The 20879-nt window shown below is 62.8% G+C and carries 18 protein-coding genes; 13 read left to right on the forward strand and 5 right to left on the reverse strand.

Annotated elements, in window-relative coordinates:
• Nucleotides 1-56: 56 nt before the first annotated feature.
• Together IE083_RS11740 and IE083_RS11745 are read right to left on the reverse strand one after the other, a co-directional pair.
• A complete protein-coding gene (locus IE083_RS11740; RefSeq protein WP_189353789.1) occupies nucleotides 57-530 on the reverse strand; it encodes a single-stranded DNA-binding protein in 474 nt (157 codons plus the stop codon).
• A 74-nt stretch (nucleotides 531-604) separates the two neighbouring features.
• The gene (locus tag IE083_RS11745; protein ID WP_189353790.1) at nucleotides 605-1966 is read right to left on the reverse strand and encodes an MFS transporter; all 1362 of its coding nucleotides are present in this window, start codon (nucleotides 1964-1966) and stop codon (nucleotides 605-607) included.
• Between the two features lie 140 nt (nucleotides 1967-2106).
• On the opposite strand from IE083_RS11745, the gene uvrA reads away from it, so the two are divergent.
• Nucleotides 2107-4932: an excinuclease ABC subunit UvrA gene (uvrA, locus tag IE083_RS11750; RefSeq protein ID WP_189353791.1), complete on the forward strand. Its 2826-nt coding sequence runs from the start codon at nucleotides 2107-2109 to the stop codon at nucleotides 4930-4932.
• A 38-nt stretch (nucleotides 4933-4970) separates the two neighbouring features.
• Entirely contained in the window at nucleotides 4971-5408 is a 438-nt protein-coding gene (locus tag IE083_RS11755) for a VOC family protein (RefSeq protein ID WP_189353792.1), read from the forward strand.
• Nucleotides 5409-5477: 69 nt separating this feature from the next.
• Here the strand turns inward: IE083_RS11755 and IE083_RS11760 are convergent, their stop codons facing one another.
• Together IE083_RS11760 and IE083_RS11765 are read right to left on the reverse strand one after the other, a co-directional pair.
• Entirely contained in the window at nucleotides 5478-6215 is a 738-nt protein-coding gene (locus IE083_RS11760; RefSeq protein WP_189353793.1) for an EAL domain-containing protein, read from the reverse strand.
• 322 nt (nucleotides 6216-6537) lie between these two features.
• Entirely contained in the window at nucleotides 6538-7728 is a 1191-nt protein-coding gene (locus IE083_RS11765; RefSeq protein WP_189353794.1) for an NnrS family protein, read from the reverse strand.
• Nucleotides 7729-8064: 336 nt separating this feature from the next.
• Here IE083_RS11765 and IE083_RS11770 point away from each other — a divergent pair, with 336 nt between their 5' ends.
• The 11 genes from IE083_RS11770 to IE083_RS11820 all read left to right on the forward strand — a co-directional run bounded on the left by IE083_RS11770 (nucleotide 8065) and on the right by IE083_RS11820 (nucleotide 19906).
• The gene (locus IE083_RS11770; protein ID WP_189353795.1) at nucleotides 8065-9285 is read left to right on the forward strand and encodes an aspartate aminotransferase family protein; all 1221 of its coding nucleotides are present in this window, start codon (nucleotides 8065-8067) and stop codon (nucleotides 9283-9285) included.
• A gap of 114 nt (nucleotides 9286-9399) precedes the next feature.
• Nucleotides 9400-10440 (forward strand): arginine N-succinyltransferase, encoded by a 1041-nt coding sequence (gene astA / locus IE083_RS11775; RefSeq protein WP_189353796.1) that lies wholly within the window; start codon nucleotides 9400-9402, stop codon nucleotides 10438-10440.
• Nucleotides 10437-11468 carry an arginine N-succinyltransferase gene (astA, locus tag IE083_RS11780; protein ID WP_189353797.1) on the forward strand — a complete coding sequence of 344 codons (1032 nt, stop codon included), beginning with the start codon at nucleotides 10437-10439 and terminating at the stop codon, nucleotides 11466-11468. Before astA (IE083_RS11775) ends, astA (IE083_RS11780) begins: the two co-directional genes overlap by 4 nt.
• Nucleotides 11469-12929 (forward strand): succinylglutamate-semialdehyde dehydrogenase, encoded by a 1461-nt coding sequence (astD, locus tag IE083_RS11785; protein ID WP_189353798.1) that lies wholly within the window; start codon nucleotides 11469-11471, stop codon nucleotides 12927-12929.
• A complete protein-coding gene (gene astB / locus IE083_RS11790; protein WP_229799729.1) occupies nucleotides 12926-14275 on the forward strand; it encodes an N-succinylarginine dihydrolase in 1350 nt (449 codons plus the stop codon). The genes astD and astB overlap by 4 nt, the downstream gene beginning before the upstream one ends.
• 509 nt (nucleotides 14276-14784) lie before the next feature.
• Entirely contained in the window at nucleotides 14785-15714 is a 930-nt protein-coding gene (locus IE083_RS11795; protein ID WP_189353800.1) for a branched-chain amino acid ABC transporter permease, read from the forward strand.
• A 19-nt stretch (nucleotides 15715-15733) separates the two neighbouring features.
• The gene (locus IE083_RS11800; protein ID WP_229799732.1) at nucleotides 15734-16798 is read left to right on the forward strand and encodes an ABC transporter permease subunit; all 1065 of its coding nucleotides are present in this window, start codon (nucleotides 15734-15736) and stop codon (nucleotides 16796-16798) included.
• 3 nt (nucleotides 16799-16801) lie between these two features.
• On the forward strand, nucleotides 16802-17572 hold the full coding sequence (locus IE083_RS11805) for an ABC transporter ATP-binding protein (RefSeq protein ID WP_189353801.1): 771 nt from the start codon (nucleotides 16802-16804) through the stop codon (nucleotides 17570-17572).
• A complete protein-coding gene (locus IE083_RS11810; RefSeq protein ID WP_189353802.1) occupies nucleotides 17569-18279 on the forward strand; it encodes an ABC transporter ATP-binding protein in 711 nt (236 codons plus the stop codon). Before IE083_RS11805 ends, IE083_RS11810 begins: the two co-directional genes overlap by 4 nt.
• Nucleotides 18280-18368: 89 nt before the next feature.
• The gene (locus IE083_RS11815; protein ID WP_189353803.1) at nucleotides 18369-19151 is read left to right on the forward strand and encodes a YdcF family protein; all 783 of its coding nucleotides are present in this window, start codon (nucleotides 18369-18371) and stop codon (nucleotides 19149-19151) included.
• Nucleotides 19148-19906, forward strand: a complete 759-nt coding sequence (locus IE083_RS11820) for a competence/damage-inducible protein A (RefSeq protein WP_189353804.1) — start codon at nucleotides 19148-19150, stop codon at nucleotides 19904-19906. Before IE083_RS11815 ends, IE083_RS11820 begins: the two co-directional genes overlap by 4 nt.
• Nucleotides 19907-20037: 131 nt before the next feature.
• On the opposite strand, the gene nadC is transcribed toward IE083_RS11820, so the two are convergent.
• Complete coding sequence (gene nadC / locus IE083_RS11825) at nucleotides 20038-20877, reverse strand: carboxylating nicotinate-nucleotide diphosphorylase (protein ID WP_189353805.1); 840 nt, start codon at nucleotides 20875-20877, stop codon at nucleotides 20038-20040.
• Nucleotides 20878-20879: the final 2 nt, after the last annotated feature.

The raw sequence follows: 20879 nt of genomic DNA on the forward strand, positions 1-20879 counted from the left end.
AATATCCATGCGGGTTTCAAGCTGATTTCAAGTTCCATCAAGAACGCAGCACTACACTAGAACGGGATGTCGTCGTCCATGTCGTCCATTTTCGGGGCCGGTTTCGGCTCCATGCGACGGGGGGCCGCCGGGGCGGCGGCGGGTGCCGCGGCCGGGGCGTCGTAGCGCTGGGTGCCGCCACCGTAGCTGTAGTCTTCGTCCGCGCCGCCCATGCCGCCGTCGCGCTTGCCGCCTTGCAGGCTGATCTCATTGACGCGCACGTCCGGCGATACGCGCTTCTGGCCTTCCTTGTCCTGCCATTCGCGCAGCGTCAGCTGGCCGTAGACGGTCACCTGCTGGCCCTTGCCGAGGTAGTTCTTCAGTGATTCGCCACGCTTGCCCCATACTTGGCAGCTGAACCAGTTGGTGGTCTTGCGCTCACCAAAGCCGATGTCGCTGGCTACGCGGAAGCTGAGTACGGCTTCGCCGCTCGGGGTGTAACGCAGTTCGGCGTCGGCGGCCAGACGGCCATCAAAAGTAATGCTGTTCATTGGGGCTCCGTTTCATTTCAGTTCAAGGAGGGATTCGGTGCCGTCACGGGCTGAGGTGACGGCGGTGCGGCCACTCAGTACGTTGCCTGGATCAGCTGCTTGACCGCGGCTTCGTCCCAGTCTTGCTGGGAGACCTTCAGGTAGGCCACCCGTTCGCCGAGCAACACCACCACTTCGCTGACGCCGCGCTGGCTGGCCAGCTGCCGCGACAGCGCGTCGGCATCGCCCTGCCAGTGCTCGCCGATGTGGAACATCTGGCTCTTCACCGCCTTGGGTGGCGTCATGGTCAGCGACAGCAGCAGCCAGGCCAGCATCAGTACGCTGGTGAAGGCAAACACGCCCAGCGCGCCGTGGTGGCTGTACAGCCAGCCGCCGGCAACGGCACCGGCAAACAGGCCGAAAGATTGGGCGGTATTATACACGCCGATTGCGGTTCCCTTGGCATCGGCCGGGGCTATTTTCGAGATCAGCGACGGCAGCGTGGCTTCCAGGATGTTGAAGGCGACGAAGTACAGCGCCAGCCACAGCACGATCAGCCAGAAGCTGGACAGCGCCAGCGCCATACCGATCTGCGCGGTGGTCATCAGCGCCACGGCAGCGACGAACACCTGCTTCAGCCTGGCCTTTTTCTCGCCGTAGATGATCGCCGGCACCATCAGCACGAAGCCGGCGACCACCACCGGCAGGTACACCAGCCAGTGCTGCGACTTGTCGAGGTCGCCGGTGCTGGTCAGTGCGAACGGGATGGTGACGAACATCGCCATCTGCGCCGCGTGCAGCGCGAAGATGCCGAAGTTGAGCCGCTGCAATTCGCGGTTGCGCAGCACCGCCGGCAGGCGCGCGGTGTTGGTGCCGGTGTCGGAGTGGAAGCTGGAGTGTACCGGGTCGGGAATGATGCGCCACACGCCCAGCAGCGCCAGTAGCGACAGCACGCCGGTGAGCACGAAGATGCCGTTCACACCGATATATTTGGCCAGCAGCGGCCCCAGCACCAGGCTGACGGCAAAGGTGGTGCCGATGCTCATGCCGATGATGGCCATGGCGCGGGTGCGTACTTCTTCGCGGGTGAGGTCGGCAAGCAGGGCGGTGATCACCGCCGAGATGGCGCCGGCGCCCTGGATGATGCGACCCACGGTCAGCATCATGATATCGTCGGCGCCGGCGGCGATGAAGCTGCCGGCGGCGAACAGCAGCAGGCCGCCGTAGATGATCTTCTTGCGGCCAACCTTGTCGGACAGCATGCCCAGCGGCAGCTGCAGCAGCGCCTGCACCAGGCCGTAGCTGCCCAGCGCGATGCCGATCAGGGTGTGGTTGTCGGCGCCGTGCAGGGTTTCGGCGTAGAGCGCAAAGACGGGGAGGATAAGGAACATGCCCAGCATGCGCAGGGCGTAGATTCCGGCCAGGCCAAGGCTGGCGCGTAGCTCAAGTGCAGTCATCGGTACGGGTGTTGGAGGGCGTCGTCACAGTGGGCGGGCAGCGGCAGCGGATTTCTCTGTCAGGAAATCCATCGTGCTATGGAGCGGCTGCGCGCAAGTCCGGTATAGTAGCAGGTTCCCCGACCGACGGTGAGACAGGCATGGATTCCATCCGCATTCGCGGCGCACGTACGCACAATCTGAAGAACATCAATCTTGACCTGCCACGCCACCAGCTGGTGGTGATTACCGGCTTGTCCGGCTCCGGCAAGTCGTCGCTGGCCTTCGACACGCTGTATGCCGAGGGGCAGCGCCGTTACGTCGAGAGCCTGTCGGCCTACGCGCGGCAGTTCCTGCAGCTGATGGAAAAGCCCGATGTCGACCTGATCGAGGGCCTGAGCCCGGCGATCTCCATCGAGCAGAAGGCCACCAGCCACAACCCGCGCTCCACCGTGGGCACCGTCACCGAGATCCACGACTACCTGCGCCTCTTGTACGCCCGCGTCGGCGATCCGCACTGCCCGGAGCACGACGTGGCGCTGGCGTCGCAGACCGTCAGCCAGATGGTCGACCACGTGCTGGCACTGCCGGAAGAGACACGGATCATGATCCTGGCGCCGGTCATCGTTGGCCGCAAGGGCGAGAACGTCGAGCTGTTCGAGGATCTGCGCGCGCAGGGCTTCGTGCGCGTGCGCGTCGACGGCGAAGTGTACGAGCTGGACGCGGTGCCGAAGCTGGACAAGAACAAGAAGCACTCGGTGGAGGTGGTGATCGACCGCGTCAAGGTGCGCGCCGACATGCAGCAGCGGCTGGCGGAAAGCTTCGAGACCGCATTGCGCCACGCCGAAGGCCGCGCCATCGCGGTGGAAATGGATAGCGGCAAGGAGCACTGGTTCTCCGCCAAGTTCGCCTGCCCGGTGTGCAGCTACAGCCTGCCGGAGCTGGAGCCGCGCCTGTTCTCGTTCAACAATCCGATGGGCGCCTGCCCCAAGTGCGACGGTCTCGGCGAGATCACCTATTTCGACCCGTCACGGGTGGTGGCGCATCCGGAGCTGACCCTGGCCGCCGGCGCGATCAAGGGTTGGGACAAGCGCAACCAGTTCTACTTCCAGATGCTGTTGGCACTGGCCGAGCACTACGGCTTCTCGCTGGAGACCGCGTTCGAGGATCTGCCGGACGAAGTGCAGAAGGTGGTGCTGCACGGCTCCGGACGCGAGGAAATCGAGTTCACCTATGTGTCCGAGCGCGGCACCAAATTCCAGCGCGCGCACGCCTTCGAAGGCATCATCCCCAACCTGGAACGCCGCTATCGCGAGACCGATTCCAGTACCGTGCGCGAGGAGCTGGCCAAGTACCAGAACAACCAGTGCTGCCCGAGCTGCGGCGGTTCGCGCCTGCGGCTGGAGGCGCGCCATATCTACATCGGCCGCAAGACGCTGCACCAGATCAACCAGATGGCGCTGAAGGATGCCTCGGCCTTCTTCGGCGGGCTGCAGTTCTCCGGCCAGAAGCAGGCGGTGGCGGAAAAGATCGTCAAGGAAATCAGCGACCGCGTGTCCTTCCTGAATAACGTCGGTCTCGACTACCTGTGTCTGGCGCGCTCCGCCGACACCCTGTCCGGCGGCGAAGCGCAGCGCATCCGGCTGGCCAGCCAGATCGGCTCCGGCCTGACCGGCGTGATGTACGTGCTGGACGAGCCGTCGATCGGCCTGCACCAGCGCGACAACGACCGCCTGTTGGCGACGCTGCGGCGACTGCGCGACCTGGGCAACAGCGTGATCGTGGTCGAGCACGACGAAGACGCCATCCGCGCCGCCGACTACCTGGTCGACATGGGGCCGGGTGCCGGCGAACACGGTGGCGAGGTGCTGGTGGCCGGCACGCCGGCCGAGGTCGCCGCCAGCGAAAAATCGGTGACCGGCGCTTATCTGTCCGGCCGCCGCGGCATCGCGGTACCGGCGAGCCGGCGCGAGGTCAATCCCGAGCGCCTGCTGCATCTGGCCGGCGTCAGCGGCAACAATCTGAAGGACGTGACGCTGCAGCTGCCGCTGGGCATGCTGGTGTGCGTCACCGGTGTCTCCGGTTCCGGCAAGTCGACGCTGATCAACGACACGCTGTACAAGATCGCCGCCCGCGACCTGAACGGTGCCAGTGAGCAGCCGTCGCCGTACCGCGATATCAGCGGCCTGGAGCAGCTGGACAAGGTGATCAACGTCGACCAGAGCCCGATCGGCCGCACGCCGCGCTCCAACCCGGCCACCTATACCGGCCTGTTCACGCCGATCCGCGAGCTGTTCGCCGGCGTGCCGCTGTCGCGCGAGCGTGGCTATGGACCGGGGCGCTTCTCCTTCAACGTCAAGGGCGGCCGCTGCGAAGCCTGCCAGGGTGACGGCGTGATCAAGGTGGAAATGCACTTCCTGCCGGACGTGTACGTGCCGTGCGACGTGTGCCACGGCAAGCGTTACAACCGCGAAACGCTGGAAGTGCAGTACAAGGGCAAGAACATTACCGAAGTGCTGGAAATGACGGTGGAGCAGGCGCAGGAATTCTTCAGCGCGGTGCCCGCCGTGGCACGCAAACTGAATACGCTGATGGACGTCGGCCTGGGCTACATCCGCCTGGGGCAGAGCGCCACTACCTTGTCCGGCGGCGAGGCGCAGCGGGTGAAGCTGGGGCTGGAGTTATCCAAGCGCGATACCGGCCGCACCTTGTATATTCTGGATGAACCGACCACCGGCCTGCACTTTCACGATATCGAGCTATTGCTGAGCGTGTTGTACCGCTTGCGCGAGAACGGTAATACTGTGGTGGTGATCGAGCATAATCTGGACGTAATCAAAACCGCGGACTGGCTGATCGACCTAGGGCCGGAAGGTGGTGCCGGCGGCGGCCAGATCATCGCCACCGGCACACCGGAAGATGTTGCGGCCAACCCCGGCAGCCACACCGGGCGTTATCTGGCACCCTTGCTGAAAAACCGTGGCTGATCATAACTACATCGTGAATTTATTATTTTGGGGTATGCATGCTGACGCTGGCCAAGATTGACCATCTGCACATCAAGGTAAATGATGCAGTCAAGGCGCTGGACTGGTACCAGCGGGTGCTGGGCATGGTGCCGGATGTGCGCTACAGGCATCTGCAGGATGGTCCGCACGGGGTGTTGATGCTGACCAATCCCAGTGCCAGCGTGCGGCTGGCGTTAAGCCAGGACGAGGCGACCATCGTGCCAACCGGTGCGGTGGCGTTCGGGGTCAGTGGTCACGATTTTCTGGAGTGGCTGGACCGGCTGGCGGTGGAGCGGGTGATGAGCCGCGACGGGCAGACCATCGCCCGTGACTCGGTGCATGATCATGGCTTCTTCTGCTCGGTGCCGTTTGTTGATCCGTTCGGTAATCCCTACGAAATCGTCAGCTATGACCATACCTGGCTGACGGGCAAGCTCAAGCTGAAGCGTGCCTGAGCCGGTTGCGACCGGTCTTTGCTGCCCAAGGTTGGCCGCAACGTTGCGGCCAACCTTGGGCAAGCTGTTTCAGAGCGCGTTCCGGTTGATGAACTCGGAACGGAACAGATAGCCCTGCACGAAGTCGACACCCAGTGCCTGTGCCTGGCGCAGGTCGGCCTCGCTTTCGACGCCTTCCAGTACTGTCTGCTTGCCTTCGGCACGGGCAAACGCCAGCAGCATCTGCAGCATGCGCAATTGGCATGGCTGCTGCAGTTGCCGCAGCCACTGGCGGTCGAACTTGTAGATGTCCACCGTGCACAGGATGGGGATCGATACCATCGTTGCCGGTCCGCCGATGTCGTCCAGAGCGGTGCGGATGCCGCGCTGTGCCAGCAGTTCCGCCAGCAGCATGCTGTGATCCGCCTCCTGCACATTGGTGTTTTCGATCAGTTCGATCACGGTACGCTGCGGCTCCTGCAGCAGGTCGAGCAGCGGGTGTTCCGGTGTCGTCAGTGACAGCCCGCCAACGGCGTGCGGGTCGAGATTGAGGAACAGCATGCCGTGGCGTGGCGCGTGCTCGACCTGCCAGCGTTTGCTCATCAGCTCGACCTGTATCAGCGTAACCGGTGAATCGTGCAGCGTGTCGAATACCGCCTGTGGCGGCAGCGGCTGATGCGTTGCGCTGTAAAAACGGGCCAGTGCTTCGTAGCCTACGGTTTCCAGGGTATGGGCCGCCTTGATTGGCTGATATTCGGCACCGATACGCTGTCGTTCGATGACCTCCAGTAGCTGTTCGGCCGTGATGGTATTGCGGGCATGATTCATCTGATAATCATTTCTGTCTGTATCCGCGGAATGTACCCTGTGTTGCTGCATTTGCAAAGTCGGCCGGAAGAGGTATTTTCAATTCATGCCGCCGCTTTTGGCGCAATTTTGAGTGGGGGAACTTGTAATCCTGCCGGATTCGTGCCATCGGCAGGGCGTGATAACAGCCAAATGGCCGGGATGTCGTCCGGCGCGGCCATTGCCCCTGCGGGCGGGGAGGCGCCGAAACAGAGCCGGGTGGCGGTTTCGGCGTTTGGCGCAGTGCTTTCAAATGCGAGGAGTCCCCTTGCGCAGGCCGGCCTTGGGGCTTGCCTTGACAGCCTTAGCCCGGTTTGCCGTCGGCACGTTTTCGTGCCAGCAGCGGCAGGCCGAACCAGGCCCAGCCGAGCAGTCCTACCAGCAGGCTCAGTGCGGCCAGCACATAGCCGCGCAGGGCGAATGCCGGCAGCAGGTCGGCACTGACACGCAGCAGTGCCACGCCGTGCAGCAGCAGGTACAGCCACCACAGGCCGCGGCTGGCCTGCAACGGATGGCCGGCGTGGCCCAGCATTACCCGCGAGGCAAAGCCGACCAGCATGGTAATGAAGAAACCGACCGTTACCGCATGCAGCCCGGCCAGCGATGACACCAGGCCGAAACCGGCCAGTGTCAGCAGCAGGAAGGCCAGTGGCAGCCAGGCAAAGGCGAGGTGCAGCATGGCCAGCAACGGCACGCTGCGACTGCGCCATGACTGCCAGCGATAGAGGCAGGCAGTGCTGATGCCGCATAGCAGCAGGCTGGCCGGCCACAGCGGCAGCTGCGCAATGGCGAGCAGGCCGTACAGCCAGCTGCCGCCGACCAGTGCCAGTAGCAGCCAGCGCGGTCGCCATATCTGGTATTGCGGAATCACGCTCTGGGTAAAGAATGGCAGCATGCGATGGCTGACGGCGAGGAAGACCGGCAGCAGGAAGCCCCACAGTGCCAGATTGCGCATCCACCACCATGCTGCGGCCTCGCCGGTCAGCAGCCAGTACAGCATCGCCACCAGACCGCAGCATCCGGCCAGTAGTGCAGCCAGTACCGTCTGTGCGTGCAGGCGGTCGGTAACGGCGCTTTGATGCAGCAGTTGCTGCATGGTCTGTGCCAGTAGTGCCAGCGCTACCAGCCACAGCAGCGCGGCGGCGGCCAGCCAGTAGTGTGATCCGGGCACCGCTGCCAGCGCGCAAAGCAGGGCGGCAAACAGCAGGAGCGGAATCAGTACACAGCGCCAGCGAGCCGGTGCCGCGGCATTCAGCCAGCGTGGTGCCGCGGTGAGGATGAAACCGGTCATGAAGAACGGGAACAGGCCATACAGCATCAGTGCTGCGTGCGCCTGCATCGGGCTGAGTTCACGATGCAGGCTGGCTCCTTGCTGGCGCATCAGCAGTTCGCTGCTCCATACCGCCAGTAACAGCAGTGCGGCGAACAGGCCGGGCAGGAATGCAGTGCGGTGGGGGGTGGAGGCCAACCTTTGCAATACGGGGTGAAGCGACATGCGGGGATATCCTGATTTGGTACAAAACCGAAGTGTCGGCAAACTTGGCGCCCCTGCCCATGACGCGAGTCAAGCACGCAGGTGGCGCCGGCGGAGCGGCGGCCGTGGCGGGTACGGTGAAATTCCGGAAAAAACCGGCGCCTATTTGTAAGAATTTCACTAACTGTATGATTTTAACTGATTTTATTGCGCTTGCACATTGTTGGACATTTCAGGGAAATGTGTAAGTGGATGTCGCAAAGAGGATATGGCCTGTTTCCATGATTGGATTAGAATCGTCGGCAGACGCTGTTCACACAATAAATCCAGTACAGATTGCAATAAGGAACTATCTCAATGAGCACCAACGTTACCCGCAATACCTTTGATCAGGTCATGGTCCCGAACTACGCGCCGGCAGGTTTCATCCCGGTCCGGGCTGCCGGCTCCCGCGTATGGGATCAGCAAGATCGTGAGTTCATCGATTTTGCTGGCGGCATTGCGGTTAATTCGCTGGGGCACTGCCATCCGGAGCTGGTTGCTGCGTTGACCGAACAGGCCAACAAGGTCTGGCACCTGTCCAACGTGTTCACCAACGAGCCGGCGCTGGAGCTGGCTACGCTGCTGACCGAAACCACCTTTGCCGAGCGCGTGTTCCTGTGCAACTCCGGTGCCGAGGCCAACGAGGCCGCATTCAAGCTGGCACGCAAGTATGCTGCCGATCACTACGGTGCCGACAAGCACGAGATCATCTCCTGCACCAACTCCTTCCATGGTCGCACCGTGTTTACCGTCAACGTCGGCGGTCAGCCGAAGTACACCGAAGGCTTCGGCCCGAACCCGGCCGGCATCACCCACGTGCCCTTCAACGATATCGACGCACTGAAGGCCGCCATTTCCGGCAAGACCAGCGCGGTGGTGATCGAGCCGGTACAGGGTGAGGGCGGTGTGCTGCCGGCTACCCAGGCCTATCTGAATGCCGCGCGCGAGCTGTGCAACCAGCACAATGCGCTGCTGGTATTCGACGAAGTGCAGACCGGTGTCGGCCGCTGCGGCACCCTGTATGCCTATCAGGCTTATGGTGTAACGCCGGACATCCTGTCATCAGCCAAGGGCCTGGGCGGCGGTTTCCCTGCCGGTGCCATCCTGACTACCACTGCCATTGCCAAGAGCTTTGGCGTCGGCACCCACGGCACCACCTACGGCGGCAACCCGCTGGCATCGGCGGTGGCCAAAAAAGTGATCGAGATCGTCAGCCGTCCGGAAGTGCTGGCCGGCGTGCGCGCCAAGCATCAGCGTTTCGTCGACGGCCTGAACGCGATCAATGCCAAGTACAACGTGTTCAAGGAAATCCGCGGCATGGGCCTGCTGATCGGCGCCGTGGTGTCCGACGAGTTTGCCGGCCGCGCCCGTGAATTCCTGAAAGCCGCCGAAGCCAAACAGCTGATGGTGCTGGTCGCCGGCCTGTCGGTGGTGCGCTTTGCGCCGTCGCTGGTGATCGAAGACAAAGACATCGACGAGGGTCTGGCACGTTTCGATGCCGCCATCGCCGAACTGGTTGCCGCCAACCGTACCTGATTTCCGTTTCCGGAACCTAATTAAATCCGCATTCTGGGGAACTCCGCTGCCGCTACGGCAGCGGAGCGGGGCTTGCTGCGCCCGGTTCCGGAACGCCACGAGGGAGAAGTAACCATGTTGATCGTGCGTCCAGTACGCATTTCCGATCTGCCCGTCATTGAAACAATGGCGGTGGACAGCGGGATTGGCGTCACCAGCTTGCCGAACAATCGGGAAAAGCTCTACGAAAAAATCCAGACCTCGCTCGGCGCCTTCGAGCACGAGGCCGTGGCCGGCACCGGCCGCGAATACTATATGTTCGTGCTGGAAGACGATGGCCAGGTGGTCGGCACCGCGTCGATCAGCGCCTCCGCCGGCTTTGAAGAGCCGTTCTACAGCTACCGCAGCGAAACCATGGTGCACGCCTCGCGCGCACTGAAGGTGAACAACCGCATCCACGTGCTGAACATGTGCCACGATCTGACCGGCATGGTGCAGCTGCTCGGTTTCTACTGCCGGCCCAACCTGTCGCTGCGCGCGCTGGAATTGCTGTCACGTGCCCGACTCCTCTATATGGCGGCCGCGCGCGAGCGTTTCGGCCGCCGCATTCTGGTCGAGATGCAGGGCATTCTCGACGCCAACGCACAGTCGCCGTTCTGGGACGCCATCGGTCGCCGCTTCTTCAATATGGACTTTCCGCAGGTGGAGCAGGCCTTCGCCCAGCGCAGCAAGACCTTTATCGCCGAACTGATGCCGACCTACCCGATCTACGTGCCGCTGCTGCCGGATCAGGCGCAAAACGCCATCGGCCAGATCCACCCCGATTTCGAGCGTCCGTTCAACATCCTCAGCCGCGAAGGTTTCGAGGCCGACAACTACATCGACATCTTTGACGGCGGCGCGGTGCTGACCGCCGAGGTCGACCAGCTGTTCAGTCTGCGCCAGCAGCAGCGGGCGCAGGTCGAGGTGGCGCCGGTGCTGCCGGAAGGCGCCGAAGAGATGGTGATTTCCAACCATCGCAGCGACCAGTTCGCGCTGGCGCAGGCTCACGCCAGCCTGGTGGACGACGTGCTGTTCATCACACCGGATACCGCGCGCGCGCTGTCGCTCGCCAGCGGCCAGATCGCCTGTGTCGCGCCGCTATTGCAAGCAGAACAAGGGAGGGTTGCAGCATGATGGTGATTCGCCCGGTCAAGGCGTCCGACCTGGACGGCCTGATGGAGCTGGCGCGCAGCGCCGGCGTGGGTCTGACCTCGTTGCCGGTGAACGAAGAGCGCCTTAGCGCCCGTATCGCTCGCTCCGAGAAGAGCTTCAGTGGCGAGGCCGATCTGGCCGAACGCGGCTATGTGTTCGTGCTGGAAGACACCGCCAGCGGCCGTGTCGGCGGCATCTGCGCGCTGGAAGCGGCGGTCGGCCTGAAAGAGCCGTGGTACAACTACCGTGTCGGTACCATCGTCCATGCCTCGGAAGAGCTGGACGTCTACACCCGTCACGAAACGCTGTTCCTGTCCAACGACCACACCGGCTACTCCGAGCTGTGCACGCTGTTCCTGCACCCGGATTTCCGCGTCAACAAGAACGGTGGCCTGCTGTCCAAGAGCCGCTTCCTGTTCCTGGCGCAGTTCCCGGAAATGTTCGGCAAGGTGGTGGTGGCAGAGATGCGCGGCGTATCCGACGCCGCCGGCAACTCGCCGTTCTGGGAAGCGCTCGGTCGCCACTTCTTCTCAATGGAATTCGCACAGGCCGACTACCTGACCGGCGTCGGACAGAAGGCTTTCGTCGCCGAGCTGATGCCGAAATTCCCGGTCTACATCGACTTCCTGCCACAGGACGCGCAGGCGGTGATCGGCCAGACCCACGACAACACCCGCCCGGCAGTGGCGATGCTGCACAGCGAAGGCTTCCGCTACGAAGGCTACGTCGACATCTTCGACGCCGGTCCGACGGTACAGGCCTACACCCGCGACATCCGCGCGGTGCGCGACAGCCGCCTGCTTGCGGCCAACGTTGGCGACAGCGCGACCGGTGCGACCGGCTTCTATCTGGTGTCCAACACCGGCTTCGACGGTTTCCGCGTGCTGCTGGCCGAGCTGGCGCCGGGCGCGGACAGCGTCACGCTGAGCGCGGAACAGGCGTCAACACTGAATATCAAGCAGGGCGATGTGGTGCGCGTGGTGGCACTGTCGCCGAAGGAGACTGCATAAATGGCAACGCAATTCATCAACGGCAGCTGGTTGTCCGGTAGCGGCGAGCAGCTGAACAAGAACAATCCGGCCACCGGCATCTTGATCTGGCAAGGCCAGGCCGCCGATGCGCAGCAGGTCGACGCCGCCGTGCGCGCCGCGCGCGCCGCGTTCAAGGGCTGGGCACGCACCGCGCTGGACGAGCGTCTGGCCGTCATCCGCCGCTTCGGCGAACTGCTGAACAGCAACAAGGCCGTGCTGGCGGAGATCATCGCCAAGGAAACCGGCAAGCCGATGTGGGAAGCGCAGACCGAGGTCACCGCCATGGTGAACAAGGTCGAGATCTCGATCAAAGCCTATAACGAGCGCACCGGCGAACGCGCCGCGCCGATGGGCGACGCACAGGCGGTATTGCGCCACAAGCCGCACGGCGTGGTGGCGGTGTTCGGGCCGTACAACTTCCCCGGCCACCTGCCGAATGGCCATATCGTGCCGGCGCTGATCGCGGGTAACACCGTGATCTTCAAGCCGTCCGAGCTGACACCGTGGACGGCGCAGGAAACCGTGCGCCTGTGGCACGAGGCCGGCCTGCCGGCAGGGGTGATCAACCTGACTCAGGGTGCCAAGGAAACCGGCATCGCGCTGGCCAATCACGACGGTATCGACGGCCTGTTCTTTACCGGCAGTTCCGGCACCGGCAACCTGCTGCACAAGAATTTCGCCGGCCGCCCGGAGAAAATCCTGGCGCTGGAAATGGGCGGCAACAATCCGCTGATCGTCGGCAATGTTGCCGATGTCGACGCCGCCGTGCATCACGTGATCCAGTCCGCCTTCGTCTCCGCCGGCCAGCGTTGCACTTGCGCCCGCCGCCTGCTGGTGGCGGAGGGTGCCGCCGGCGATGCCTTCATTGCGCGCCTGGTCCAGGTTGCGGCCAACCTTAAGGTTGGTCTCTACAACGACGAACCGCAGCCGTTCATGGGTTCGGTGATTTCCAATGCCGCCGCCGATGCGCTGCTGGCGGCGCAGGCAACGTTGGCCGCAAGTGGCGGCAAGGTGCTGCTGGAGATGAAGCGCTTGTCCGAGGTCGGCGCCATCCTGTCGCCGGGCATCATCGACACCACCCACGCGCAGCGTCCGGACGACGAGTTCTTCGGCCCGCTGCTGCAGATCATCCGCTACCGTGATTTTGATGAGGCCATCGAACTGGCCAACGACACCCGCTTCGGCCTGGCCGGCGGCGTGCTGTCCGACGATCGCGGCCAGTACGAGCAGTACCTGCTGGAAAGCCGTGCCGGGGTAGTGAACTGGAACAAGCCGCTGACCGGCGCCTCCAGCGCTGCACCATTTGGTGGCATCGGCGCCTCCGGCAATCACCGTCCTAGTGCCTATTACGCCGCCGACTACTGCGCGTGGCCGGTCGCGTCGCTGGAATGCGACAGCCTGACCGTTCCGTCTCAACTTTCTCCGGGGATCGTACTGTGAGCAACGCTTTTGAAGTGAACTTCGACGGCCTGGTAGGCCCGACGCACAACTACAGCGGCCTGTCCTACGGCAACGTCGCCTCCACCGGCAACCAGAATGCCGCCTCCAACCCGCGTCTGGCCGCCAAACAGGGCCTGGCCAAGATGAAGGCACTGCACGACCTCGGCTTCAAGCAGGGCGTGCTGGCCCCGCACGAGCGTCCGGATGTGGCCTCGCTGCGCCTGCTGGGCTTTGGCGGAACCGATGCGCAGGTAATTGCCCGCGCCGCGAAAGAGGCGCCGGCCATTCTGGCGGCTGCCACTTCGGCGTCGTGCATGTGGACCGCCAACGCGGCCACCGTCAGCCCGTCCGGTGACACCGCCGACGGTCGCGTGCACTTCACGCCGGCCAACCTGAACAACAAGTTCCACCGCTCCATCGAGCATCCGACCACCCGTCGCATCCTGCAGGCGATGTTCGCCGACGAGTCGTGCTTTGCGGTACATGAAGCGCTGCCGGCGCAGATGCACTTCGGCGACGAAGGTGCGGCCAACCATACCCGCTTCTGCCACGAATACGATGGCGCCGGCGTGGAGTTCTTCGTGTTCGGTGCCGCGGCCTTCGACGGCCGCTATCCGAAGCCGGCACGCTTCCCGGCACGCCAGATGCTGGAAGCCAGCCAGGCGATTGCCCGCCTGCATGGCCTGAAGGAAGAGGGTGTGGTCTACGCGCAGCAGGATCCGGATACCATCGACGCCGGCGTGTTCCACAACGACGTGATCTCGGTCGGTAACCGCAACGTGCTGTTCCACCACGAGAAGTCCTTCCTGCATCAGGCCGAGGTGCTGGCCGAGCTGGACCGCAAGCTGGCCGCGGCCGGCGGCAACTTCATCGCCATTGAAGTCCCGCTGGCGGAAGTCAGCGTTGAAGAGGCGGTGAAGAGCTACCTGTTCAACAGCCAGCTGCTGTCCAAGCCGGACGGCAAGATGATCATCGTGGTGCCGGAAGAGTGCCGCAACATCGAGCGCGTGTGGACCTACTTGCAGAAGATGAGCAGCTCGGGCGGCCCGATCGACGAGGTGCGTGTGTTCGACCTGAAGCAGAGCATGCAGAATGGTGGCGGCCCGGCCTGCCTGCGTCTGCGTGTGGCACTGTCCGGGCGTGAGATCGCTGCAGTGAACCCGAAGGTGATGATGAATGATGCGCTGTTTGGCACACTCAATGCTTGGGTGGGGAAGCATTATCGTGATCGTATCGCACCGGCCGATCTGGGCGACCCGCAGCTGTTGCTGGAGTGCCGTACCGCACTGGATGAACTGACCGGCATCCTGGATCTGGGCTCGGTTTATCCTTTCCAGTTGGTTTAATCAAACCCGTACGGGAACATCAATTGCATAAAAGCCATTTGCGATCATGTCGCAGATGGCTTTTTCGTTGTGTGAGTGCAAAAACAAATAAAATCGATTGTATCCATAATCGGTTTTTTCTTTTTGCGCGAATTTGGCGAGTTGGTGATGAATTTGCCGTTCGAATTAAAACAATGATTGTTCGATTGTGAAGATAAAGGATAATTTTTAAAACTTGTCCGCTCGGAAAAGAACATCAAAAAGCACCTTTGGTTGCAACGCAACATTGTGCCGCAGTCAAGATTTTTCCTTGTTTTGTTCAATAAAATCAAATACTTGAATTGGTTGAAAAAAATCATGAAAAACCCGTATTTCTCAAGTTTTTAAGATTGACAGTCGATTGGATACGCTATCATAATCCGCTCGGCTTGTCGGGCAGAAATCCAGCTGCCGACACTTGCACAGAAGACGGTAAAAGAGGGCAAACCCCGTATAAATCGTCGGGACAATCATCCTTAGGAGATCCCACCGTGGACATTTTTCTGCAACAGATCCTGAACGGCCTCGTGCTGGGCAGCATTTATGCCCTGATCGCACTTGGTTACACCATGGTGTACGGGATCATGGGCCTCATCAACTTCGCCCACGGCGAAGTCGTGATGTTCGGCGCCATGGTTACCATCACCGTCGTTACTTCCCTGATGAATGCCGGTGTCGGCCTGCCCGGCCCGATGCTGGTGCTGGTCGGCCTGCTGGTCGCCATCCCCGCCTGCATGTTGCTGGGCTACGCCATCGAACGTGTGGCATACCGCCCGCTGCGTGGTGCACAACGCCTGGCACCGCTTATCACCGCCATCGGCCTCTCCATCGTGCTGCAACAGGTGGCCATCCTGATCTGGGGCCGTAACTACATCCCGTTCCCGGCCATCCTGGATCACGAAACCATCGAGATCTTCGGCGCTACCATCACCAAGCTGCAACTGGGTATCGTTGCCCTGTGCCTGCTGATCATGGTTGGCCTGCTGGTCGTGGTCGAGAAGACCAAGCTGGGCCGCGCCATGCGCGCCACCAGCCAGAATCCTGCGGTCGCCAGCCTGATGGGTGTCAACGTCAACACCATCATCTCCGCGACCTTCGTGATCGGCTCGGCGCTGGGTGCCATCGCCGGCGTGATGGTTGCCACCAACTATGACCAGGCGCACTACTACATGGGCTTCATGATCGGCCTGAAGGCGTTTACCGCCGCGGTGCTGGGTGGTATCGGCAACCTGGGTGGTGCCGTGGCCGGTGGCATCCTGCTGGGCATTATCGAAAGTCTGGGCGCCGGCTATATTGGTGACCTGACCGGCGGTTTCCTGGGTTCGCACTATCAGGACATCTTTGCCTTCGCTGTGCTGATCGTCGTTCTGATCTTCCGTCCTTCTGGCCTGCTGGGCGAGAAAATGGCCGATCGCGCCTAACAGGGAGAGACAAGTGAGCATGACTATGGATACCAACAAAAAACTGGCGGTGTTTATTGCCTCCGCCATCGTGCTGGCCGTGCTGCCATTCGTGGTCGGCAGTACCCTGGGCAACTCCTGGGTGCGCACCATCGACTTCGCCTTGCTGTACGTGATGCTGGCGCTGGGCCTGAACATCGTGGTCGGCTTTGCCGGTCTGCTGGACCTGGGCTTCATCGCCTTCTATGCCGTCGGTGCCTACTCCTTTGCCTTGCTGGGGTCGCCGCACTTCGACATCCACCTGCCGTTCTACATCTCGATTCCGCTGGGGGCCGGTCTGGCCGCGATGTTCGGCCTGCTGCTGGGCACCCCGGTGCTGAAGCTGAAGGGCGACTACCTGGCGATCGTGACGCTGGGCTTCGGTGAAATCATCCGTATCTTCATGAACAACCTGAACGCCCCGGTGAACATTACCAACGGGCCGCAGGGCATCAACCTGATCGACCCGATCCAGGTTGGCGGTGTATCACTGGGCAAGGCCATTGAGGTGTTCGGCTTCAACCTGAACCCGGTGCACATGTACTACTACGTATTCCTGTTCCTGACCGTGGTGGTGGTGATCATGGTCTACCGCCTGCAGCACTCCCGTATCGGCCGTGCCTGGGTGGCGATGCGTGAAGACTCGATCGCCGCAGCAGCGATGGGTCTCAACATCCGCAACATCAAGCTGCTGGCCTTTGCACTGGGCGCACTGTCTGGTGGTGTAGCCGGTGGCCTGTTCGCGACTTTCCAGGGCTTCATCTCGCCGGAATCGTTCGGCTTGCTGGAGTCGATCATGATTCTGGCCATGGTGGTACTGGGCGGCATGGGCCATATCCCGGGCGTGATCCTGGGCGCCGTGGTGCTGACCATTGCGCCGGAGATCCTGCGTGACGTGATCGGCCCGCTGCAGATGAAGGCATTCGGCAAGATGCTGGTTGACCCTGAAAACGCACGCATGCTGCTGTTCGGCGTAGCGATGGTGGTGATGATGCTGGTCCGTCCGGAAGGCATGTGGCCGTCCAAGCGTCGTGCGGCTGAATTCAAAGATGCGAAGAAAGGTTAAGCCATGTCTGAAGTTTTGCTGAAAATAGAAGGCATCAACAAACGCTTTGGCGGCCTTCACGCACTGAGTAATGTCAGCCTGCACATCAACAAGGGCGAGATTTACGGCCTGATCGGCCCCAACGGCGCCGGCAAGACCACCATGTTCAACGTGCTGACCGGCCTGTATACCCCGGACGAAGGCAGCTTCACCTTTGATGGCTGCGACCTGTTCCGTGCGCCACCGCATGTGGTGGTGAAAAGTGGCATCGCCCGTACCTTCCAGAACATCCGTCTGTTCCACGAGATGACGGCGCTGGAAAACGTGATGGTCGGCCGCCACATCCGCTCCCGTGCCAACGCGCTGGGCGCGGTGCTGCGCAACAAGGCCACCCGCGACGAGGAGGCCGCGATCGAGGCCAAGGCCTGGGAGCTGCTGCGCTATGTCGGCATCGAGGATGTCGCCCATGAGCGTGCCAAGAACCTGTCCTACGGCCACCAACGTCGTCTGGAAATCGCCCGCGCGCTGGCCACCGAGCCGAAGCTGCTGGCACTGGACGAACCGGCCGCCGGCATGAACCCGAGCGAGACCGAATCGCTGAAGGCATTGATGGAAAAGATCCGTGACGGTGGTGTCACCGTACTGCTGATCGAACACGACGTGAAGCTGATGATGGGTCTGTGCGACCGTATCGCCGTACTCGACTATGGCAAGAAAATTGCAGAAGGTGTGCCCGAAGTGGTACGTAAAGATCCGAAAGTGATCGAGGCTTATCTGGGAGTGGCACACGAATGAGCATTCTAGACGTCAAGAACCTGCAGGTTTCCTACGGCGGCATTCAGGCCGTCAAGGGTATCGACTTCCATATCAACAAGGGCGAGCTGGTGACCCTGATCGGTGCCAACGGCGCCGGCAAGACCACCACGCTGAAAACCCTGGTCGGCATGGTCAAGATCGCCGGCGGCAGCATCAACTTCGATGGCAAGGACACCACCAGCATCGCCACCCACGATTTCGTGCGTAACGGTCTGGTGATGGTGCCGGAAGGGCGTGGAGTGTTCGCCAAGCTGACGGTGGAAGAAAATCTGCAAATGGGTGGCTACTATCGTAACGACAGAGACGGTATTGCCCGTGATATTGCCCACGTTTACGAGCTGTTTCCACGCTTGAAAGAGCGTTACAAGCAGCTGGCCGGCACCCTGTCCGGTGGCGAACAGCAGATGGTGGCGATGGGCCGTGCCATCATCTCCAAGCCAAAGCTGCTGCTGCTGGACGAGCCGTCGATGGGTCTGGCGCCGCTGATCGTGGAAAAGATCTTCGAGATCATCCAGATGGTGGCCGCCGAAGGTGTGACCATGCTGCTGGTGGAACAGAACGCCAAGCTGGCGCTGCAGGTATCGCAGCGCGGCTACGTGATGGAAAGCGGCAAGATCAGCATGAGCGGTCCGGCCAAGGAACTGCTGGACGACGAGCGCGTGCGTAACGCCTACCTCGGCGGTTAATTCCGCCCGGCCACGGGCGCGGCCAGCCGGTCGCCCCGTGTGCGCTTGCCCAAGGCGGATATTGCCGCCGTGTCGCGAGAACAATAACCATGCTTGACACCCTCAGCCCCGATGTCCTGCTCCGCCAGGCACTCGGGGCTTTGTTTTTTCCGCCACTCAACGGGCTGCTGCTGTTGCTGGCCGGCTGCTGCTGGCAGCGGCGGGTGCCAACAGCCGGTCGCTTGCTGTTGCTGCTGGCGCTGCTCTTGAGTTATCTACAGGCGACGCCGTGGCTGGCAATGCGGCTTAACGGCGCGCTGGAAACATCTGCGCCGGCCACGCTGGCGCAGGTGCGCACCACCGGCGCCATCGTGGTGCCCGGTGGCGGCCAGCGACCGGCGCCGGAGTATGCGGCCAACGTGCCGTCCGGCGACAGCCTGGCGCGCTTGCGTTATGGCGCCCATCTGGCGCGGGCCAGCGGCCTGCCGCTGCTGCTGACCGGAGGTGCCCCCAATGGCGGCGAGGCCGAGGCGGTGGTGATGGCGCGCGTGCTGCAGCAGGATTACGGCATCACCGCGCGCTGGGTGGAAGCCGCCGCGGAAACCACCGCCGACAACGCGCGCCTGACTGCCGTGCTGCTGCGCGAGGCCAAGGTTGGCCGCATCACGCTGGTGACGCAGGCCTGGCACATGCCGCGTGCGTTGGCGTCGTTCCGTGCCGCCGGCCTGCAGGTGGTGGCGGCCCCGACCGGCTATAGTCGTTATGACGGTATCTGGCTGCAGCACTGGCTGCCGAGCGGGCGCGCGATGCAGGAGGTGTATCAGGCGGAGCGCGAATGGCTGGGGCTGCTGTATTATCGCTTGCGTTCCCTCAGTACAGGATTGACAACATGAATACCGGCGCACTGATCATCGGAGACGAACTGTTGTCCGGCAAACGCCAGGACAAGCACATGACGGCGCTGATCCGCCTGCTGACGGAGCGCGGCATGAAACTGGCCTGGGTCGAGTACCTGGGTGACGATCCGGCGCGCATCGAGGCGGCGCTGCGGCGCGCCTTCGCCAGCGGCGATCTGGTGTTCAGCTTCGGCGGCATCGGCGCCACGCCGGACGACTACACCCGCGCCTGTGCCGCGCAGGCGCTGGACGAGGCGCTGCAGGTGCATCCCGAGGCCAAGGTGCTGATCGAGGAGCGCTTTGGCGCCGACGCCTATCCGCACCGCATCAATATGGGCCGGCTGCCGGCCAGCGCGCGGCTGATCCCCAATCCGGTCAACCAGATGCCGGGCTTTTCCTGTGGCGACGTGCACTTCGTGCCGGGCTTCCCGAATATGGCGTGGCCGATGGTGGCGTGGGTGCTGGATACGCAGTACCGGGCGCTGTTTTCCGATCATCCGGACGTGGAGCAGGGCTGCATCGCCATCGATGCGCGCGAAGGCGACCTGATCACGCTGATGCAGGAATTCGTCGCGCGTTATCCGGCGCTGCGTTTCTCCAGCCTGCCCAACTTCGGCAACGACGCCATCCCGCAGATGCACATCGAGTTCGGCTTCAGCGGCCAGCCGGCGCTGGTGGCGATCGCGCTGGCGGAGTGGCGCAAGGCGCTGCTGGCCAAGGGCTACGAGGTGCGCGACAAGCCGGCAGCGTAATCACCCGCATCAAGCCGGCAGCGTAATCACCCGCATCCGTACAGACAAAAGGTTGGCCGCAAGCAGTGCTGCTTGCGGCCAACCTTTTGTGCTTGAGCGCGGCCTGGCCGGACAGCGCCGGCGGCCAGCGCCTAGTTGACGAAGCGCATCGAGAAGTCGATGGCGCACACGTCCTTGGTCAGCTTGCCGACGGAAATGCGGTCGACCCCGGTCTCGGCGATGGCGCGCACGCTGTCCAGATCGACACCGCCGGAGGCTTCCAGCTGGGCGCGGCCGGCATTGCGGCGTACCGCTTCGCGCATCTCGTCCAGCGACATGTTGTCGAGCAGGATCAGCGGGCAGGCGGCGGCCAGCGCTTCGTCCAGCTCGGCCAGGTTTTCCACTTCCACCTGCAGTGTCACGTGCGACGGGGCGATGGCGCGCGCGACCTTGAGCGCCGCGGTGATGCTGCCGTTGGCGATGATGTGGTTTTCCTTGATCAGGATGCCGTCGTAGAGGCCGACGCGCTGGTTGGCGCCGCCGCCGACGGTGACGGCGTACTTCTGCGCCAGGCGCAGGCCGGGCACCGTTTTGCGGGTGTCGTGGATCACGGCGCGGGTGCCGGCAACGGCATCGACGTAGCGGCGCGTTTCGGTGGCGACGCCGGACAGCGTCTGCAGGAAGTTCAGGCCGCTGCGTTCGGCGGTGAGCAGCGCCTGCGCCGGGCCGCTGAGGGTGCACACCACATCGCCATTGGCGATGCCGGCGCCCTCTGCGACGTGCCACTGCACCCGACAGCGCGCGTCGATCTGGCGATAGCACTCTTCCAGCCACGCCTGGCCGCACAGCACCGCCGTTTCGCGCGCCATGATGCGCGCCTCGCCCGGCAGGTTCGGGCACAGGGCGGCAGTCCAGTCCTTGTCGCCGATGTCTTCGGCTAGGGCAAGGCTGACGGAGTGGGCGATCAGGTGCTGGGCGGGCAAGGTCGGCATGA

This window comes from Vogesella fluminis, from assembly GCF_014652335.1.
Taxonomy (GTDB): Bacteria; Pseudomonadota; Gammaproteobacteria; order Burkholderiales; family Chromobacteriaceae; genus Vogesella; species Vogesella fluminis.

Bases quoted from the DNA above. Each gene is read 5' to 3' on its own strand.
- IE083_RS11740 (WP_189353789.1), bottom strand. From the start codon at position 530: ATGAACAGCATTACTTTTGATGGCCGTCTGGCCGCCGACGCCGAACTG.
- IE083_RS11745 (WP_189353790.1), bottom strand. From the start codon at position 1,966: ATGACTGCACTTGAGCTACGCGCCAGCCTTGGCCTGGCCGGAATCTAC.
- uvrA (WP_189353791.1), top strand. From the start codon at position 2,107: ATGGATTCCATCCGCATTCGCGGCGCACGTACGCACAATCTGAAGAAC.
- IE083_RS11755 (WP_189353792.1), top strand. From the start codon at position 4,971: ATGCTGACGCTGGCCAAGATTGACCATCTGCACATCAAGGTAAATGAT.
- IE083_RS11760 (WP_189353793.1), bottom strand. From the start codon at position 6,215: ATGAATCATGCCCGCAATACCATCACGGCCGAACAGCTACTGGAGGTC.
- IE083_RS11765 (WP_189353794.1), bottom strand. From the start codon at position 7,728: ATGTCGCTTCACCCCGTATTGCAAAGGTTGGCCTCCACCCCCCACCGC.
- IE083_RS11770 (WP_189353795.1), top strand. From the start codon at position 8,065: ATGAGCACCAACGTTACCCGCAATACCTTTGATCAGGTCATGGTCCCG.
- astA (WP_189353796.1), top strand. From the start codon at position 9,400: ATGTTGATCGTGCGTCCAGTACGCATTTCCGATCTGCCCGTCATTGAA.
- astA (WP_189353797.1), top strand. From the start codon at position 10,437: ATGATGGTGATTCGCCCGGTCAAGGCGTCCGACCTGGACGGCCTGATG.
- astD (WP_189353798.1), top strand. From the start codon at position 11,469: ATGGCAACGCAATTCATCAACGGCAGCTGGTTGTCCGGTAGCGGCGAG.
- IE083_RS11800 (WP_229799732.1), top strand. From the start codon at position 15,734: ATGACTATGGATACCAACAAAAAACTGGCGGTGTTTATTGCCTCCGCC.
- IE083_RS11805 (WP_189353801.1), top strand. From the start codon at position 16,802: ATGTCTGAAGTTTTGCTGAAAATAGAAGGCATCAACAAACGCTTTGGC.
- IE083_RS11810 (WP_189353802.1), top strand. From the start codon at position 17,569: ATGAGCATTCTAGACGTCAAGAACCTGCAGGTTTCCTACGGCGGCATT.
- IE083_RS11815 (WP_189353803.1), top strand. From the start codon at position 18,369: ATGCTTGACACCCTCAGCCCCGATGTCCTGCTCCGCCAGGCACTCGGG.
- IE083_RS11820 (WP_189353804.1), top strand. From the start codon at position 19,148: ATGAATACCGGCGCACTGATCATCGGAGACGAACTGTTGTCCGGCAAA.
- nadC (WP_189353805.1), bottom strand. From the start codon at position 20,877: ATGCCGACCTTGCCCGCCCAGCACCTGATCGCCCACTCCGTCAGCCTT.